The 17,252-nt window shown below is 69.2% G+C and carries 18 protein-coding genes; 5 read left to right on the forward strand and 13 right to left on the reverse strand.

Annotated elements, in window-relative coordinates; translation table 11 throughout:
• Positions 1-28 precede the first annotated feature (28 nt).
• The 6 genes from tsaD to alr form a co-directional block, all read right to left on the reverse strand.
• Entirely contained in the window at positions 29-1,063 is a 1,035-nt protein-coding gene (gene tsaD, locus AB0L57_RS12360; RefSeq protein WP_364960670.1) for a tRNA (adenosine(37)-N6)-threonylcarbamoyltransferase complex transferase subunit TsaD, read from the reverse strand.
• A complete protein-coding gene (gene rimI / locus AB0L57_RS12365) occupies positions 1,060-1,587 on the reverse strand; it encodes a ribosomal protein S18-alanine N-acetyltransferase (protein WP_364960672.1) in 528 nt (175 codons plus the stop codon). Before rimI ends, tsaD begins: the two co-directional genes overlap by 4 nt.
• Positions 1,584-2,282 carry a tRNA (adenosine(37)-N6)-threonylcarbamoyltransferase complex dimerization subunit type 1 TsaB gene (gene tsaB / locus AB0L57_RS12370; RefSeq protein WP_364960674.1) on the reverse strand — a complete coding sequence of 233 codons (699 nt, stop codon included), beginning with the start codon at positions 2,280-2,282 and terminating at the stop codon, positions 1,584-1,586. Before tsaB ends, rimI begins: the two co-directional genes overlap by 4 nt.
• 271 nt (positions 2,283-2,553) lie before the next feature.
• Positions 2,554-3,009: a tRNA (adenosine(37)-N6)-threonylcarbamoyltransferase complex ATPase subunit type 1 TsaE gene (gene tsaE / locus AB0L57_RS12375; protein ID WP_364960676.1), complete on the reverse strand. Its 456-nt coding sequence runs from the start codon at positions 3,007-3,009 to the stop codon at positions 2,554-2,556.
• Complete coding sequence (locus tag AB0L57_RS12380) at positions 3,002-4,150, reverse strand: alpha/beta hydrolase (RefSeq protein ID WP_364960678.1); 1,149 nt, start codon at positions 4,148-4,150, stop codon at positions 3,002-3,004. Before AB0L57_RS12380 ends, tsaE begins: the two co-directional genes overlap by 8 nt.
• Complete coding sequence (gene alr / locus AB0L57_RS12385) at positions 4,147-5,292, reverse strand: alanine racemase (protein ID WP_364960680.1); 1,146 nt, start codon at positions 5,290-5,292, stop codon at positions 4,147-4,149. Before alr ends, AB0L57_RS12380 begins: the two co-directional genes overlap by 4 nt.
• Positions 5,293-5,450: 158 nt before the next feature.
• On the opposite strand from alr, the gene AB0L57_RS12390 reads away from it, so the two are divergent.
• On the forward strand, positions 5,451-6,269 hold the full coding sequence (locus AB0L57_RS12390; protein WP_364960681.1) for an SDR family oxidoreductase: 819 nt from the start codon (positions 5,451-5,453) through the stop codon (positions 6,267-6,269).
• Between the two features lie 51 nt (positions 6,270-6,320).
• Here AB0L57_RS12390 and AB0L57_RS12395 read toward each other — a convergent pair whose 3' ends face one another.
• A complete protein-coding gene (locus AB0L57_RS12395) occupies positions 6,321-7,781 on the reverse strand; it encodes an NAD(P)H-hydrate dehydratase (protein ID WP_364961351.1) in 1,461 nt (486 codons plus the stop codon).
• 229 nt (positions 7,782-8,010) lie between these two features.
• Here AB0L57_RS12395 and AB0L57_RS12400 point away from each other — a divergent pair, with 229 nt between their 5' ends.
• Positions 8,011-8,424, forward strand: a complete 414-nt coding sequence (locus AB0L57_RS12400; RefSeq protein ID WP_364960683.1) for a plastocyanin/azurin family copper-binding protein — start codon at positions 8,011-8,013, stop codon at positions 8,422-8,424.
• Positions 8,425-8,472: 48 nt separating this feature from the next.
• Here the strand turns inward: AB0L57_RS12400 and glmS are convergent, their stop codons facing one another.
• On the reverse strand, positions 8,473-10,338 hold the full coding sequence (gene glmS / locus AB0L57_RS12405; protein ID WP_364960685.1) for a glutamine--fructose-6-phosphate transaminase (isomerizing): 1,866 nt from the start codon (positions 10,336-10,338) through the stop codon (positions 8,473-8,475).
• 130 nt (positions 10,339-10,468) lie between these two features.
• On the opposite strand from glmS, the gene AB0L57_RS12410 reads away from it, so the two are divergent.
• A complete protein-coding gene (locus tag AB0L57_RS12410; protein ID WP_364960687.1) occupies positions 10,469-11,335 on the forward strand; it encodes a dienelactone hydrolase family protein in 867 nt (288 codons plus the stop codon).
• Positions 11,336-11,461: 126 nt separating this feature from the next.
• On the opposite strand, the gene AB0L57_RS12415 is transcribed toward AB0L57_RS12410, so the two are convergent.
• Both AB0L57_RS12415 and AB0L57_RS12420 read right to left on the reverse strand, forming a co-directional pair.
• Positions 11,462-11,770 carry a DUF6802 family protein gene (locus tag AB0L57_RS12415; RefSeq protein ID WP_364960689.1) on the reverse strand — a complete coding sequence of 103 codons (309 nt, stop codon included), beginning with the start codon at positions 11,768-11,770 and terminating at the stop codon, positions 11,462-11,464.
• Positions 11,771-11,904: 134 nt separating this feature from the next.
• The gene (locus AB0L57_RS12420) at positions 11,905-12,096 is read right to left on the reverse strand and encodes a PspC domain-containing protein (protein ID WP_364960691.1); all 192 of its coding nucleotides are present in this window, start codon (positions 12,094-12,096) and stop codon (positions 11,905-11,907) included.
• A gap of 168 nt (positions 12,097-12,264) precedes the next feature.
• Here AB0L57_RS12420 and AB0L57_RS12425 point away from each other — a divergent pair, with 168 nt between their 5' ends.
• Positions 12,265-13,941, forward strand: a complete 1,677-nt coding sequence (locus AB0L57_RS12425; RefSeq protein ID WP_364960693.1) for an ABC-F family ATP-binding cassette domain-containing protein — start codon at positions 12,265-12,267, stop codon at positions 13,939-13,941.
• A 54-nt stretch (positions 13,942-13,995) separates the two neighbouring features.
• The gene (locus AB0L57_RS12430) at positions 13,996-14,430 is read left to right on the forward strand and encodes a hypothetical protein (RefSeq protein WP_364960695.1); all 435 of its coding nucleotides are present in this window, start codon (positions 13,996-13,998) and stop codon (positions 14,428-14,430) included.
• 12 nt (positions 14,431-14,442) lie between these two features.
• On the opposite strand, the gene AB0L57_RS12435 is transcribed toward AB0L57_RS12430, so the two are convergent.
• The 3 genes from AB0L57_RS12435 to AB0L57_RS12445 all read right to left on the reverse strand — a co-directional run bounded on the left by AB0L57_RS12435 (position 14,443) and on the right by AB0L57_RS12445 (position 17,058).
• A complete protein-coding gene (locus AB0L57_RS12435; RefSeq protein WP_364960697.1) occupies positions 14,443-15,240 on the reverse strand; it encodes a hypothetical protein in 798 nt (265 codons plus the stop codon).
• Between the two features lie 172 nt (positions 15,241-15,412).
• A complete protein-coding gene (locus AB0L57_RS12440) occupies positions 15,413-16,663 on the reverse strand; it encodes a hypothetical protein (RefSeq protein ID WP_364960699.1) in 1,251 nt (416 codons plus the stop codon).
• Positions 16,664-16,767: 104 nt separating this feature from the next.
• Complete coding sequence (locus AB0L57_RS12445; RefSeq protein ID WP_364960701.1) at positions 16,768-17,058, reverse strand: hypothetical protein; 291 nt, start codon at positions 17,056-17,058, stop codon at positions 16,768-16,770.
• Positions 17,059-17,252 lie beyond the last annotated feature (194 nt).

A 17,252-nucleotide genomic window follows, 5' to 3' on the forward strand; every position in this document is an offset into this window, starting at 1 on the left:
CGAGGTCCGGCCGGATGAGCCCAGTGGCTCAGCGGATCTGGCTGGTGGACACCGAGAGTCCGGGATCGGTGGCGACGGTCAGCGGTGAGGGCTCGGCGCCACCGGCGATCACATGCGCACCCAGAGTCGCGATCATGACGCCGTTGTCGGTGCACAGTCGCGGCTTGGGCACACGCAGGGTCAGACCGGCCGCCGCACAACGTTCTTCGGCCATCGACCGGATTCGGGAATTCGCGGTGGCGCCACCGCCCAGCACCAGCGTGTCCACCCCGGTATCCTGTGCCGCGCGGACCGCCTTCTTGGTCAGCACATCGGCAACCGCCTCCTGAAACGAGGCGGCGATATCGGGGATCGGCAGTTCGGTGCCGTTGCGCTGGGCGGCCTCCACATACCGCGCGACGGCGGTCTTGAGGCCCGAGAACGAGAAGTCGTAGCGCGGATCGCGCGGGCCGGTCATACCGCGGGGGAAGGCGATCGCGGCGGGATCTCCGTGCGCCGCAGCCGCATCCAGCGCGGGACCACCCGGGAAGCCGAGTCCGAGCAGCCGGGCCACCTTGTCGAAGGCCTCGCCCGCGGCGTCGTCGACGGTGCTGCCGAGTTCGACGATCGGCCGTGCCAGATCCGTGACGTGCAGCAGATGGGTGTGTCCACCGGATACCAGCAGCGCCACACAGGGCGGCATCGGACCGTGTTCGAGGGTGTCGACGGCGACGTGGCCGCCGAGATGGTTCAGGGCGTAGAGCGGGATGTCCCACGCCGCCGCATAGGCTTTCGCCGCGGCCACACCCACCAGCAGGGCGCCGGCCAGACCGGGACCGATGGTCACCGCCAGCGCGTCCGGCTTGGCGATACCCGCGGTCGACAGCGCGCGGCGCATGGCCGGCACGATGGCCTCGAGATGGGCGCGGGAGGCGATTTCGGGCACCACACCCCCGAACCGGGCATGCTGATCCACGCTGGAGGCGACCTCGTCGGCCAGCAGTTCACAGGTACCGTCCGGATGACGGCGGACGATACCGACTCCGGTTTCGTCACAAGAACTCTCGATACCCAGGACGATCACGACACGACCTCGGAGTCATGGGCGGACTCGGCGCCCGGGTGCGGGAATCCGGTCATCGCCGGGCGGCGCATGGTGAACGCGTCGGCGCCACTGGGCTGGTAGTAGTTCTTGCGCAAGCCGATGATGTGGAAACCGTGCTTCTCGTACATGGCGATGGCCGGCGCATTGTCGGTACGCACCTCGAGGAAGACCGGCCCGCCGCGCTTACCGGCCTCCGACAGCAGGGCCCGCAACAGCACGGTGCCGATGCCGCCACGATGCACAACCGGATCGACGCCGATGGTGTGGATCTCGGCCTCGGGATGATCGATCGTGCCGAGTAACGCGATGCCGGCGTAGCCGAGGGTGCGGCCCGCCCCGTCCCGCGCGACCAGATAGCGGTTGTGCGATCCGGCCAGCTCCGAGCGGAAAGCCACGTCCTGCCAGGGATCGTCCTCCGGGAACAGCAGCAGTTCCAGTTCGACGCAGCGCGCGATATCGGCTGGCCCCATGGGCTCGATGTGGACCACCGGCGGAGTACTCATCGCACCGCCTGATAGCTGCGTTCCACCGCGTCCGGACGGCGCAGATACAGCGGAACCAACGACTGCGGGGTCGCCCGCGTCAGCAGATCGGGAGCGGCGCAGCGCACCAGTCCCGCGGGCGACGGGGTTTCGACCGGCAGCACCGGGAGATCGAAAAAATCGACGTGCGAGGGTGATCCAGCGATGGCGGTGGCATCGCCGGAATCCAGATCGGCCGGCTTGCACACACCGGGCCCCTCGACGCGACCACCGCGGCGATAGCGCGCCCAGTAGACCTCGCGGCGGCGGGCATCGGTGACCACCAGCAGCTCGGCGGCGGAACTCCCGTTCGACGACTCGGACCCGGCCGGGACCTCGGGCCATGCCTCGGCGGCGATCGCGTCGAGGCTGCAGACGCCGTGCACCGGCAGGCCGAGTGCGTCACCGAAGGCGGCGGCGGTGGCCATCCCCACCCGCAGTCCGGTGAACGGGCCCGGCCCGATCCCCACGACCACCGCGGCGATATCGGTCCGCGCCCGGCCGGTCTCCTCGAGGCACGCGAGGATTTGCGGGGTGAGAACTTCGTTGTGGGCACGCGCGTCCACGGTCACCCGGGAGGCGAGAGTCCGGACCTGCGGCGCCGTAGCGGCCTGCTCCAGTTCCACCAGTCCTGCTGTAACGGCAGGCGTCGCGGTGTCGACAGCAAGTACAAGCATGATTGCCTCAACGATACCGGTTGGTCACCTCCCGTATGCCATCAGCGCCACCGGTGTAACCGCATGTCGCAACCGCCCGGCTACCGCGGCTCGCGGCCGGTGGTGCCCGCTCCGCAGGGGTGGCGGCGGGGTCCCACTCAACGATCAAGTGCCACAACAACTGCCGGGCGGCACGCCGGACGTGACCCGGGTCACCCACCGGCGGGCGATCCGATGCCGCACTGCCGTGTATTCGCCCGCCCTCGTCGCGGTGGCGAGCATCACAGCGCGGTCAGTACGGTCCGACCCACTCCCAGGTGGCCGTCCGGACCTCCGATTCCGGCTCCCGATGCAACCGCACGCGCAGATGCCGATCGGCGAGATGTTCGACCACCCCGAGTCCCCACTCCACCACCACGACCGCCTCGTGCAGATCGGCGTCGAGATCCAGTGCGTCCAGTTCGTCGAGATCGCCACCCAGGCGATACGCGTCGACATGAACCAGCGGAATCGCATCCGGCCGCGAACCGGCCCGGTGCTGACGCGCGATGATGAAGGTCGGCGAACTGACCCGGCCCTCGACCCCGAGCCCGGCCGCGATACCGCGGGTCAGCGCGGTCTTACCGGCACCCAGCGGACCGTCCAGCACCACCAGATCGCCGGGGCGTAGATCCGCCGCCAGTTCCCGCCCCAATGCCTCGGTGTCGGCGACGGTGGGCAGTTCCCGGGTCACCGCGCTGTCAGCCATTGCTCGCCTCCCTGCCGTGCCGCTCGTATCCGGTCGCCGCGTCGCCGAAGACCCCGGCGCGCAACAGGAGTCGATCCAGCGCGGCATTGACCAACTCCGGGTACTGCAGATGCACCATGTGCGCGGCATCGGTGACCCGCACCAGATCGGCGCCGGGAAGCCCGGCGGCGAGATCGCGGGAGTTGCGGAACGGGATGATCATGTCGTGGCCGCCGCCGACCACGAGGGCCGGATGCGGTGCGAGCGTCGGCAACGCGGCCGACTCGTCGTGCACCTGCAGGGCCTCCAGGAATTTCACCACCGTCTCGACCGGCGTCCGATCGATCATCGAGGTGGTGAACCGCGACAGGGTCGGGCTCACATCGCCGTGGAACGAGCTGACGTGCAGGACGGGCGTGATCAGCTGCCGTGCCGTGGTCCGGCCGGCCTGGACCAGTGCGGGTGAGGTGTGCACCAGCAGCCGGAATCCGTCGACGGCCGGGCCCCGCAGCAGTTGCGCCGCACCCCCGCGCGTGACACCCGCCGCGGTGGTGGACAACAGCGCGGTGCCGCGTACCCGTCGTTCGAACAGCTCGGGAAAGCGCGCGGCAGCGGCGAGAATCGCCATACCGCCCATGGAATGTCCCACCAGCACCAGCGGACCGTTCGGCGCGCACTCCTCGATCACACGCACCAGATCGCCGCCCAGCTGCGCGACGGTACAGCTCGCACTGCTCGGTACGCCGGAACTGCCGTGCCCGCGCAGGTCGAAGAACACCATGCGCACCCGCGGGCCCCAGAGCTCGGCGAGATCGCGGCGCTGGAAGTGGAACGACTGCATGCTGTTGCAGAAACCGTGTACGAAAACCACGGTGGCATCGGCGTTTTCGGGGCCCACCACCCGGGCTGCCAGCGCCACGCCGTCCTCGGTCAGCACCCGGCGCGCGGGATCGCGGTCGAGCAGGGCGAAGTCCTCGTCACGCAGGTCGTCACCGTGGGCGGGCCAGGTCACCGCCGCACCCACGCGGCGCAGCGCCTGCGCGCCGGCGAGCGCGGCCAGCACACTCGCCGAAGCGACACCACCGCGCAGCATCTGGACGCGCAGTGACGCCCCGCGCCCGGACCCGGTTGCCGGAAAACGCTGTGGCCGTTCCGATTTCATCGCACCACCCCTGCCTGTCCGGTATACCCTCGCACGACACGGCCGCGGGGGGAACACACGATCTCATAGTGGATGGTGTGCATGAGATCCGCCCACTGCTGAGCGTGCGGATCACCGGGCGCGCCGCCGAAGAGCACCGCCCGATCGCCCTCGGCCACCCCCGCAGGATTCTCACCCAGGTCCACGACCAGCTGATCCATGCAGACCCGGCCGATATTCGGATAGTCCGCATCGCCGATTCGCACCGCGATCCGCCCGCCCACGCCGCGCGGCACACCGTCGGCATAGCCGGCGGGAATCAGGGCCACCGTGGTGTCGTGCGGCGCGATCCATTCGTGCCCGTAGGACACCCCCTCCCCCTGTGCCACCCGCTTCACCAAGGCGACCCGGGCCCGGAAGGTCATCGCCGGGCGCAGATCGAAGTCCGAGATCTCGGGGGTGGGACTGAGGCCGTAGACCGCGATACCCGGCCGGACCATGTCGAAGGCGAGATCCGGCCGGGTGAGGGTGGCCGCGGAGTTGGCCAGGTGGACCAGCTCCGGTTGCAGGCCGTACTCCTTGGCGGTCGCGATGGCCGCGACGAAACGGTCGCGTTGCACATCGATGATCGGATGGTTGGGCTCGTCGGCGTGTGCGAGGTGGGAGAAGATCGCCCGTAACCGCACCACACCTTCGGCGACCAGTTCCTGGAGCAGTGTCAGCACCTGCGGATACTCCGCCGAGGAGACGCCGTTGCGGTTGAGCCCGGTATCGATCTTCAGCGTGACGGTCGCGGTGGTTCCGCTCGCCCGCGCGGCCCGCTCCACCGCGCGTAGATGGCCGACCGAGGACACCCCGATCTCGATATCGGCGGCGATCGCCGCGGCATAGTCGGCATCGGCGTTGTTGAGCCAGCTCAGGATCGGCGCGGTGATGCCCGCCGCCCGCAATTCCAATGCCTCGGCGATCGTGGTCACCCCCAGTTCGGCGGCACCGGCCGCCAGCGCTGCTCGCCCGACCGGTACCGCGCCGTGGTTGTAGGCATCGGCCTTGACCACCACCATGACCTCGGCATCGCCGGCGTGCGCGCGCAATATCCGCACATTGTGTGCGATGGCATCCAGATCGACGACGGTCTCCACCTGCGGATCAGCGCTAGTCACGGCTACCGATCCTGCCACGCGACACACAGTGGTCCCCGGCACGCCCAGCCGAATCCGGATCGATACGAAACAACTCTTGCTTGGAGTGCGCTCCAGCTGGCTAGCGTGGTCGGCACGGGTCGAACGGCTCGCATCCAACCCATCGAACCGAGGAATTCATGAGCAAGGTTTGGTTCATCACCGGCGTATCGCGGGGTTTCGGTCGTGAATGGGCCCTGGCAGCGCTCGAACGCGGCGACCGGGTCGCCGGCACCGCCCGCAAACTGGAAACACTCGACGATCTGGTCGCCACCTACCCCGACACGTTCCTGCCGCTGCCGCTCGATGTCACCGACCGGGCGGGGGACTTCGCGGCCGTGGCCGAGGCCGCGCGGCACTTCGGGCGTCTCGACGTGGTGATCAACAACGCCGGGTACGGCCATTTCGGCATGATCGAGGAGCTCACCGAGAACGAGATCCGGGCGCAGTTCGAGACCAATGTGTTCGGTGCGCTCTGGGTCACCCAGGCGGCGCTGCCGATTCTGCGCGCGCAGGGCAGCGGGCACATCATCCAGGTGTCGAGTATCGGCGGTATCAGCGCCTTCCCGAATCTGGGCGCCTACCACGCGTCGAAGTGGGCACTGGAGGGGTTCTCCCAGTCGCTGGCCGCGGAGGTCGCCGATTTCGGTATCCACGTCACCCTGATCGAACCGGGTGGGTTCAGCACCGACTGGTCCGGACCGTCGTCGGTGCACAGCGAGCAGAACCCGGCCTACACCGAGATCCGCGATGCGCGTAACCGCACCCGCTCGGCGGTCTCGGCCGGCGAGCCGGCGGCCACCCGGACCGCGATCCTGACCGTGGTCGATGCCGACAAGCCACCGCTGCGCCTGTTCCTGGGCACCGCCCCGCTGCGGATGGCGACCGCCGACTACGAATCGCGGCTGGCGACCTGGCGAGAGTGGGAATCGGTTTCGGCGGCGGCCCAGGGGAATTGATCCGCTGCCGCGAGCGCCGATCGAACGCCGGGCCGCCCGCGCGTGACGGCGTCAGATCGAGTCGGCGAGCCCGCGAAGGGTACGCACGGCACTGCTGACGTGCCGTAGCAGCGGTGATGCCGAAATCGGCGCGGCGGCATCACCGCCGGCATGGGCCGCGAGATTCGCGGACAGGGCGTGCACCCGCGCGGCGGCCGCCGCCGACCACTGCGGATCGCGCCCCGCGGCCAGCAGTGACCCGATCACACCGGAGAGCACATCACCGGCGCCCGCGGTGGCGGCCCAGGATCCCCCGGCCTCGTTGACCAGCACGAGGCCACCCGGTGCGGCGACCAGGGTCGCGCGGCCTTTGAGCAATACCGTCACCCGCCATTCCCCGGCGAGTGCCCGCACCGCCGCCACCCGGTCCGGGCCCGGGTCACGACCGGTGAGGCGGGCGAATTCACCTGCGTGCGGGGTCAATACGGTCGGTGCGGAACGGCCCGCGATCAGTCCTGGTTCGGCGGCCAGCAGGGTCAGGCCGTCGGCATCGACGACCACCGGCAGATCGGTCGACAGGATCTCCGCGAGCCGATCGCGGGCCGCACCGTCGACGCCCGCTCCCGGTCCGAACACCCACGCCTGCACCCGGCCGGTATCCGCCGGATTCCCGGTGGCGATCACCTCCGGGAACCGGGCCAGCACCTGCGCCGCCGCGGACCCGGCATACCGCACCATGCCCGAGGTCGCGGCCACCGCGGCGCCGGTGCACAACACCGCCGCGCCGGGGTACACGGCACTGCCAGCACAGACTCCGGTCACACCCTGGGAGTACTTGTCGTCGGCGGGACCGGGCACCGGCCAATCCGCGCCGATCGACATCGGTTCCAGCGCTGCCAGATTCGACTCCGGAAGCCGTAAACCGATGGGCACGAGTTCGATTCGGCCACACCACGGCGGGGCCAGCGCGTGCACCGGTTTCCGGGCCCCGAAGGTCACCGTCACCTGGGCGCGCACCGCCGGTCCGGTCACCGCACCGGTATCGGGGTCCACCCCGCTGGGCAGGTCGGCGGCCACGATCGGCGCCGCCACGGCGGCGACGAGTTCGGCAGCCCGCGGGCGCAGCGCACCGCGACCCGAGATGCCGACGATGCCGTCCACGACCAGATCCGGTGCGCCGAGCAGTTCGGCCGCGGGTCCGGCGGCGGCATCGCGAATCCGGCCACCGGTCCGGCGCAGGGCGGCCAGCCCGGCTCGATTCGCGCGCTCGGGCGCCAACAGCACGGCGGTGACCGCGGCGCCCCGCCGCCGCAGCAGCGAACCCGCCCACAACGCGTCTCCGCCGTTGTCACCCGAGCCGACCAGCAACGTCACCGTGCGCCCGGCGACACCACCGGTCCGCTCACGCAGCTCGGCCGCGACCACCGTCGCGAGTCCGTACGCCGCGCGCCGCATGGGAACGCCCTCGGCGACGCGTTCGAAGAGTTCGGCTTCCGCCGCACGGACCTCGTCGGCGGTGTAGTAACCACGCAGTGCCGGTGCCATGCTTCGCATCCTCCTCGGTTCACCTGCCGGGCGCGCCGGCGACACGGTCACCTCGGCCGATACTCGCCGGTGGTTTCGCGTTCGCGGTCGAGGAGACCGATCGGGCACCGCCGTGTCGACACGGAGTAGCCCGCACCGCGCGGCCCGGCATCCATCCGGCGGTCCCGTCCGATGCCGGAGTGAACCGGGCATCGATACGAGGTCTAGGCTTCCTCGCATGTCGATCGGCACCGCACCGCGCCTCGCCCTCCTCGCCGCAGCGCTGGCGACCGCCGTGCTGGTCACCGGATGTGGCTCCGACACATCGAAATCCACGCCGTCGACCACCACCGCATCCGCCGGCACCGCGTCGGCCGCTCCCACCACCGGCAAATCAGGCGCGGTCACCGTCGACGTGCACAAGATGAAGTTCTCGCCCGACGCCGTGACGGTGAAGGTCGGCGAAACCGTGACCTGGAAGTTCTCCGACAAGGTGCCGCACGCGGTCCAGGGGATCGGCGATTCGGCGATGGGTATCAACAGCCCGATCTTCGACAACGGTGAATGGAGCTACACCTTCTCCGTACCCGGCACATACCGCTACCTGTGCCCGCTGCATCCGGAGATGCGCGGCACGGTCACCGTCGAATAGCCCGATCGCCCACTCCCGAAGCGGTTGTGGCGGTGGGCGATTCGGCGATCACTCGACGGTGACGGATTTCGCGAGGTTACGCGGCTTGTCGATGTCGTAGCCGCGGGTCTGCGCCACCTCGGCGGCGAAGATCTGCAGCGGCACCGTCGACAGCAGCGGCTGGAACAGCGTCGGCGCGGCAGGGATCTCGATCAGATGATCGGCGAACGGCCGGACGGTGTCGTCGCCCTCCTCCGCGATCACGATGGTGCGCGCACCGCGGGCCTGAATCTCACGAATATTGCTGAGCAGCTTGGAATGCAGGACCGCGCGCCCCTTCGGAGACGGCATCACCACGATGACCGGCAGCCCCTCCTCGATCAGCGCGATCGGGCCGTGCTTGAGCTCACCGGCGGCGAAACCCTCGGCATGCATGTAGGCGAGCTCCTTGAGCTTGAGCGCACCCTCCAGCGCCACCGGATATCCCACGTGGCGGCCCAGGAACAGCACCGTCGACTGATGGGCGAACCGGCGCGCGATCTCGCGCACCTGCGGCGCCGTCTCGAGTACCCGCGACACCAGTTTCGGCATGGCCTCGAGCTCGCCGAACTCGCGGGCCACCTCATCGGGATACTTGGTGCCGCGAGCCTGTGCGAGCGCCAGGCCCACCAGGTAGTTCGCGGTGATCTGGGCCAGGAACGCCTTGGTGGAGGCGACGCCGATCTCCGGGCCGGTGCGGGTGTAGATCACGGCATCGGATTCCCGTGGAATCTGCGCACCATTGGTGTTGCAGATCGCGAGTACCCGCGCCTTCTGATCCTTGGCGTGGCGCACGGCCTCGAGGGTGTCGGCCGTCTCACCCGACTGAGAGATCGCCACCACCAGCGTGGACCGGTCCAGAACCGGATCGCGGTAACGGAATTCACTGGCCAGCTCGACCTCGACCGGTACCCGCGTCCAGTGCTCGATCGCGTACTTCGCCAGCAGACCCGCATGATACGAACTGCCGCAGGCCACCACGAACACCTTGTCGAACTCGCGCAGTTCCTGATCGGCCAGGCGCTGCTCGTCGAGCACGATGCGCCCGTTGTCGAAGTGCCCCATCAGCGTCTCGGCCACACCGGCGGGCTGCTCTTCGATCTCTTTGAGCATGAAGTAGTCGTGGCCGCCCTTCTCGGCGGCGGCCAGATCCCAGTCGATGGTGAACGGACGAGTCCGCACACCGTCGGTGTCGCCGTGGAAATCGGTCACCGCATAGCTGTCCGCGGTGATCACGACGGCCTGGTCCTGGCCCAGTTCCACAGCCTCGCGCGTGTGTTCGATGAAGGCCGTCACATCGGAGGCGATGAACATCTCCCCATTGCCGACGCCGACCACCAGCGGGGTCGAACGGCGCGCGGCGACGATGGTGCCGGGGTGATCGGCATGGGTGAACACCAGCGTGAACGCGCCCTCGAGCCGCCGCAGTACCGCGAGCGCGCTACCGACGAAATCACCCGCGGTGGGGCCCTCGTCGTAGGCGCGCGCCACCAGATGTACCGCCACCTCGGTATCGGTATCGCTGCGCAGTTCGACCCCGATGTCCTCGAGTTCGCGGCGCAGCGGGGCGAAGTTCTCGATGATCCCGTTGTGCACCACCGCGACCCGGCCGGTGCCGTCGCGATGCGGGTGGGCATTGCGGTCGGTCGGCGCGCCGTGGGTGGCCCAGCGGGTGTGCCCCATGCCGGTGCTGCCGGCGAATGCCGCGGCCCCCGCCTCGGTCAGTTCGGCCTCCAGATTGGCCAGCCGACCGGCCTTGCGCTCCACCGCGATGCCCGCGCCGTCCAAGATCGCCACGCCCGCGGAGTCGTAACCGCGGTACTCCATGCGGCGTAGTGCGTCCACGACGACGCCGAGCGCGTCCCGGTACCCGACGTAGCCAACGATTCCGCACATGGTGTCCCAGCCTACTTGGGCGCCGTGGACACGCGAATCGGACCGGTATCGATCCTGGTGGCGCTCCCGCGCGGACCTCCGGTTTCCGGCAGTGCGGCGATCCGGCCGCACATCGGTAGAGTTCATCCTCGTGTCGGTGTCTGTGAAATCGCTCCTGAGCATTCTGACCAGCCCCGGTCCGCACCGGATCATGCGCGGAAATCTCGGCATCGCCGGGCAGCCCGGCGTGGTGTACACGCCGGAGCAGGGCCGCAACCTGCCTGCGGTCGTCTTCGCGCACGGCTGGCTCGCCGGGGCCGGGAACTACCGCCGGCTGCTCGAGCATCTGGCGTCCTGGGGTTTCGTCGCCGCCGCACCCGATACCGAACGCGGCCCGCTGCCCTCACATCTGAACCTGGCCACCGATCTGCTCACCACCCTCGACATCTGCACCGGGGTGCGCCTGGGTGGCGGCGACATCAGCGTTCATCCCGACAAGCTGGCTCTCGCCGGGCACGGTATGGGCGCCGGCGCGGCCGTGATCGCCGCCGCACAGCGCCCGGTGGGCGCCGTCACCGCGCTCTTTCCCGCGCCCACGGCCCCGAGCGCGGAGGGCCTGGCGCCCGAGATCGATACCCCCGCCCTCATCCTCGCCGGTGGCGTCGATCTGTCGACCAACAACTGCGATGCCGTCGAACTGGCGAAGCGGTGGGGTGGCCCGGCATCGCTGCGCACCGTCGACAAGGGCACCCAGAACGGCATCGTCGAAGGACGCCGGACGCTGGCAGCTCTGGGCGCCACCAAATACGAGCCCCGGACCCAGCGCATCAGTCGCGCCCTGCTGGTCGGCTACCTCAGCTACCAGTTGCTCGGCGACAAGAAGTACCAGGCGTTCGCCGACCCGGAGGCCGAGATCCCGCACACCCGGGTGGTGGACCCGGAAGCGACGGAGGAACCCGAGCCCGAGCGGTTGTCGCCGCTGCAGGTCGCCCAGGTGGCCCGCTCCCTGCGCAAATGACGTGCCGCGGCTGTCGGCCGTAGCCCGGAAACCACCTGGCGGACAGGCATTTCGGCACCGTCCACGGGCTGTGGCGAGCGGGCCGGGTGCGGATATCCGGTCGGCGAACGAGCCGTCCGCGGCGGCTCACTTGTCCAGCTTGCCCTTGTCCACCTGAACCCACTCGGAGCGACCGTCCGGGTAGTGATGGAACTCCCAAGCCGCGTAGTCGCCATCGTTGTCGACGACCTTGACGTGGTCGGCCAACCCGTCGTGGTCCAGATCGGACCAGACCTCCATGGAATGGTCACTCTGGAAGGTCTCGGTGTCCAGAATGCCGTCGGCGTCGATGTCCTGGGACGGGTGGTCGAGTTCCACGGCGCCGATGCCGCCTAGGTCGGAGTGGGCGTCGACCTCCGGCAGGTCCAGGCCCGGCAGATCGCCCGAATGGATCATGGCTGCGCTCCTCGAGGATGGGCGGGAATTTGTTCCATCCTGGCATCCGAACACCGTGCGGCGCACCCCCGTTCGGGCAACGTGTGGATAACTCACCCGCGTGGAGCGGCCGCCTGTGGACAACCGCGGTGCGGTCACACCTTCGGGATGACGATCCACAGCACCAGATAGATGATGAACTGCGGCCCCGGCAGCAGGCAGGACAGCACGAACAGCAGGCGGACGAGGTTGGCGTTCCAGCCGAAGTATTCGGCGAGGCCGCCGCAGACGCCGCCGATCCACTTGTCGGCGGTCGATCGGGTGAGACGGCGGGTGGGGGCGGTCATGGCACTCTCCTTCGGTCACGGTGGTGCGCGGCGACTGCGCTGGTGCCGCGCTGGTTCCACAGTGCCGTCCGCACAACCGCTCGCGCATCGGGCGCGCGACCGACCCACACCCTGATTTCCACCGGCCCGGGCTCAGGGTCGTACCCCCAACCGGGCAGACTCGTGCGGGTGAGTACGACTGGTACGACCCTGCATGCACACGGCCTCACGGCCCGGCACGGCGAGCGGGTGCTGTTCGAGGATCTGGACCTCGTGCTGGCACCCGGCGATGTGATCGGCCTGGTCGGGGTCAACGGTGCGGGCAAGTCGACCCTGCTCCGGATATTGGCCGAGGGTCGTCCACAGGACGGACGCATCACCCTGAGCCCGCCGGAAGCCACCATCGGCTATCTGGCACAGGAACCCGAACGACTGCCGGACGAGACGGTGGCCGCTTTCCTGGCCCGCCGGACGGGCGTGACCGCCGCCCAGCAGACGATGGACACCGCTGCCGAACGTCTCGCCGGTGCGTCGGACGACGCTGCCGCGGAAGACTATTCGGCTGCGCTGGAGCGCTGGCTGGCCCTGGGTGGCGCCGATCTGGAAGCACGTGCCGACGAGGTCGCCGCCGATCTCGGGCTCGCCACCAGCCTGCCGCAGGGACTCGACACGCTCATGACGGTGCTGTCCGGTGGACAGGCCGCGCGCGCGGGGCTGGCGTCGGTGCTGTTGTCGCGCTTCGACATTCTGCTCCTGGACGAGCCGACCAACGATCTCGATCTCGACGGCCTGGCCCGGCTCGAGGACTTCGTCACCGGCGTGCGGACGCCGCTGATGGTGATCAGCCACGATCGAGAGTTCCTGGCGCGCACCGTCAATCGCATCGTCGAACTCGACCTGGCTCAACAACAGGTCGGTACCTACGACGGTGGATACGACGCCTATCTGGCCGAACGCGAGATCGCGCGCCGGCACGCGCGTGAGGCATACGAGGAGTACGCCGACACCCGGTCGGGCCTGGAGGCCCGTCAGGTCAGGCAACGCAATTGGCTCGAACACGGGGTACGCACCGCACGGCGCAAGGCGAAGGATCCGCGAAAGGTGGATTCCGACAAGGCCGGTCGCAAGATGCGAGCCGAGTCCACCGAGAAACAGGCCGCGAAGATCAAGCAGACGCAGCGGCGCATCGAACGGCTCGACGTGGTGGAGGAGCCGCGTAAGGAATGGGAGTTGCGGATGTCGATCGCCGCGGCGCCGCGCAGCGGGTCGGTGGTGGCGACGCTGACCGATGCCGTGCTGACGCGCGGTGACTTCACCCTCGGCCCGGTCACCGCGCAGATCGACTGGGGTGATCGGATCGTCCTGACCGGGCCCAACGGCTCGGGCAAATCCACCCTGCTGGCATTGCTGCTCGGCAAGGCCCGCCCGGATGCCGGTGGTGCGGCACTCGGCTCCGGCGTCGCCGTCGGCGAAGTCGATCAGGTGCGCGGGCTGTTTCGCGGACATGCCTCGCTCGCCGCCACGTTCGGCGCCCAGGTTCCCGACTGGCCCGATGCGGAGGTGCGCACGCTGCTGGCGAAATTCGGGCTGCGCGGCACTCATGTGTTGCGGCCCAACGACACCCTGTCACCAGGCGAACGCACCCGCGCGGCGCTGGCGCTGCTCCAGGCCCGGGGGGTCAATCTGCTGGTGCTCGACGAGCCGACCAACCATCTGGATCTGCCCGCCATCGAGCAACTGGAGCAGGCAGTCGAAACATTCGACGGCACCCTGATACTGGTCACGCACGACCGGCGCATGCTCGATTCGGTACGCGCGACACGGCGCTGGCGGATGACCGCCGGACAGCTGGCAGACGATCACTGAGCCGCCCGGCTCGCGCACCGAGCCGAAACGCGCCACGCCGCACAGGAGACCTCGATGGAACAGATACCACTCGGAACCGATACCCGGATCACGCTGCTGATCGCCGGGCTCCTGTTCGTCTGGGCCCTGCTGCTCGGTGTCTGGAAGTACCACGGCATGCGGACATCCGAACAGGGGCAGGCACATCCGTATGTCGACATCGCGCATCGAGCCGCCTTGCTCTACAGCTTCGCGGCCCTGCTGCTCGCGGTATTCGTCGAACTCTCGGACTGGCCCACCGCGGTGAATCTCGTGGCGGCCCTGATCGTTCTCGCGTTCTTCGCCGGCGCCATCGGCTCCTATTGCCTGCACGGCCTGCGCCGCGACACCACCAACCAGTTCCGTGGCGAGATCGCGCTGCCGCTGCGGCTGGCCATGTACGCGTTGATCGTCTGCGAGATCGGCGGATTCCTGGTGCCGTTCACCGGATTCGTGCACGCCCGGTTCTGAGCTGTCGCCGGCTCAACCCGCGGCGATGGCGGTGATCAGGGTACGGCCCGATTCGGTTCGGGTACCGATGATCTGGGTGAATGCGTGTGGCTGTTCATCGGGCAGCTGCTGGGTGAGGCGTACTTCCCACTGCCCCTCGTCGCCGGTGCGGGTGACCTGCACACAGTAACGGGTACCGACCGGGACCTGGTTGATACCGCGCTGGATCTGATCGGCCGGCGGTACCGAGGAATCATCGGCCACGACCGCGCGCGCCGCGTATCCCGAGCGCTGCACGTAATACGCGCGCTCGAACGCCAGGATCGCATCGGGCCCCGTTCCGGTGCCGCCCGGATCGGTTCCGGACACCACCTCAGCGGTGCGCTTCTGTTCGCAGCCGTCGGTCGCGATCGACGACGACGGGGGCATCGAGGTGGCCGGCGCCGCCGGGGCGGCCGAGGTGTTCATCGGTACGGCGGCGATCATCGAGGGCTTGGTGGCCACCGGCGGGGTGGATCGATTGCCGGTGTGGATGACGGTGAGTACCACCGAGACGACCACGATGCCCACACCGATCAAAGTCAGTGCCGCCAGCAGCTTCTCACCGCGACGGCGGTCGCGGCGCGGCCCCGTCGGCCGCCGCCGCAACGCCGGCCCCGGATTTCCGCCCGAACGATCGACGATCCCGGGGACGAGTGCGGGTTTGCCCACCGGATCGGGCTGTTCCAACGGACCGCCGATCGGGATCCGGCGCGGCTCCGGCTCGGCGGGTTCGGGCTCCCTCCGTTCGGTGGGTTCCAGCCATTGCTCCCAGTCCCCAGCCGGGTACACCGGGGATCCGGGAACTGGCCGGGGTGGCGCGGACGCGGGGCCAGATGTGGAGGCCGCGACCGGGCGGCGGGGTTTGCGCCGCCCCGCCCGCCTGGCTCGCCCTTGTTTACCGACGGGCGTACTGACCATCGGCAGACCGAGGTCGAAGGGGTTGTCCTGCTCCGGATCCCGCTCAGACCGTGTCATCGCCGAAGTCGCCGATCACAGCGGCGGGAACCGTGGTTTCGGCCGCCGGCACGGTGACACCGAGTTGACCGTCGCGGGGCTTGTGGTCCTGTCCGCCACCAGCCGGCGGCGGCAGCGCCATACCGCCCGCCACACCTCCGGGGTGTGGCGGTGGTTCCGGCGCGGGTGCAGGCGTGGGCAGCTTCGGCACCGGCGGCGCCGAATTGTCGGCGGCCGGCGGAATGACGGACGAGGGCGGCGCAGGGGCGTCCGGCTTGTCCGTCGGCTTGTCCGCCTTGTCCGCGGGCGCGCCCGGGATGATCGATCCGGGACCGGTGGTCCCCGGGGCGGTATGTCCCACACCGGGGCCGAAGTCGAACAGCTTGCTCTGCGAATCGCCCGATGTGCCCGCCGGGCTGGTCTTGTCGGCGCCGTCCGGATTGATCAACTGCGGAATCGCCTGATCGACCGAGGAGGCCACCGTATCGATGGTGTGCGTGCCGACCTCGGCGATCTTGTCGATCAAGTGGGTACCGATGTCCACACCCGCGTTGATCGCGGAGGTGCCGATATCCACACCGGCCTGAATGAGCAGCTGCTGCAGTTGCAGCTGAGCGAGCTGAGCCGGATCGACCGGCTGCCCGGGCGCCGCGCCGAGCTGGCCGGGGAGTGCGACCGACGGTGCGGGAGCGGCGCTGTAGCCACTGGGACGATCCGACGTGGTGTCCTCGTCCAGCGATGACGAGTCCGACAGTCCGGCGGGAGTGGTGACGGTGAGCGGACCCATCGCGTCCAGACGACGCGAGTGGTCGTCCATTTCGGTGCGAGCCGAGGTGACGGTGGTGATCGCGTCGCGCAGTGCCTGGGTGGCACGGTTGATCACCGCGTCGGTGTCCGGCGCGGATTTGGCGTTGCCCAGGATGCTGCGGGCGTCGCTCCGGAAATCGGCGATGATCCGGTCCACCCGCCCGGCCGCTCGCGCACTCGTGGTGTGCGCATCGGAGAGCACACCGAGATAGGCCGGGCCGCGGTCGGAGATGTCACCGATCTGAGTCTGGGTGGTACGCAAGGCCGGAACGGCGGCATCCGAACCCGGTCCGGTCCAGGTGGACTCCAGGGCGTGGACACCGTCCCGGTGCGGGCCCTCGGTGTCGGCGGCCTGTGTGGAGGCAGTGGACAACGCGGTGGTGATGACCGCATCGGGCGCCCCCACCCCGGTGCCCAAGGAGGCACGCAAGGCCAGCAGGGGCTGTATCAAGGTCGCGATGATCGGCGGATCCGTGGTGGGATCGGAACTCGTTGCGGGGGCGGTGTTATCGCCCGGGCTGCTGGAAGGGCGCCGCCGCAGTGCTGTCGGGCGCCTCATATCCGCTGCTCCGTTCCGGCGATCGCGGCGGCCGAGTCCGTATCGGAACCCTGCACTCCCGTGGTGTAGGTGTCCAGGGTCCGGCCGTAGGCCGACACCAGTTTGCCCGCGGTGGACAGAGCCTGGGCATGCTCGGACACCGCGGCAACGAATTTGGCCGCGAAATCGGCACCCACGATGCCCAGATCGGCGGTGAGCTTCTGGGCGTCCACCGCACCCGCGGTGACCGATGCCGCCGAGGCGAGCTGCTGGGAAACGGTATTCGCGATGGCGGTGTACGTTGCCATGGCCGCGGGATCCACCCGCATGACCCGGTCCGGTGCGGCGGGGCCGGCTGGATCCGAACTCGCGGGTCGATCCGGCGTCGGGCTCTTATCAAGCTTCAGCGGGTCCACTGTTCCCCCTCACGGAAATCAAGCTTCGCTGTCGCATCATGATTCGCGTCCCACCATACTTCCCGGAACCGACGGACGCGCCCCCA

Source organism: Nocardia sp. NPDC052254 (assembly GCF_040679495.1).
Classification (GTDB): Bacteria; Actinomycetota; Actinomycetes; order Mycobacteriales; family Mycobacteriaceae; genus Nocardia.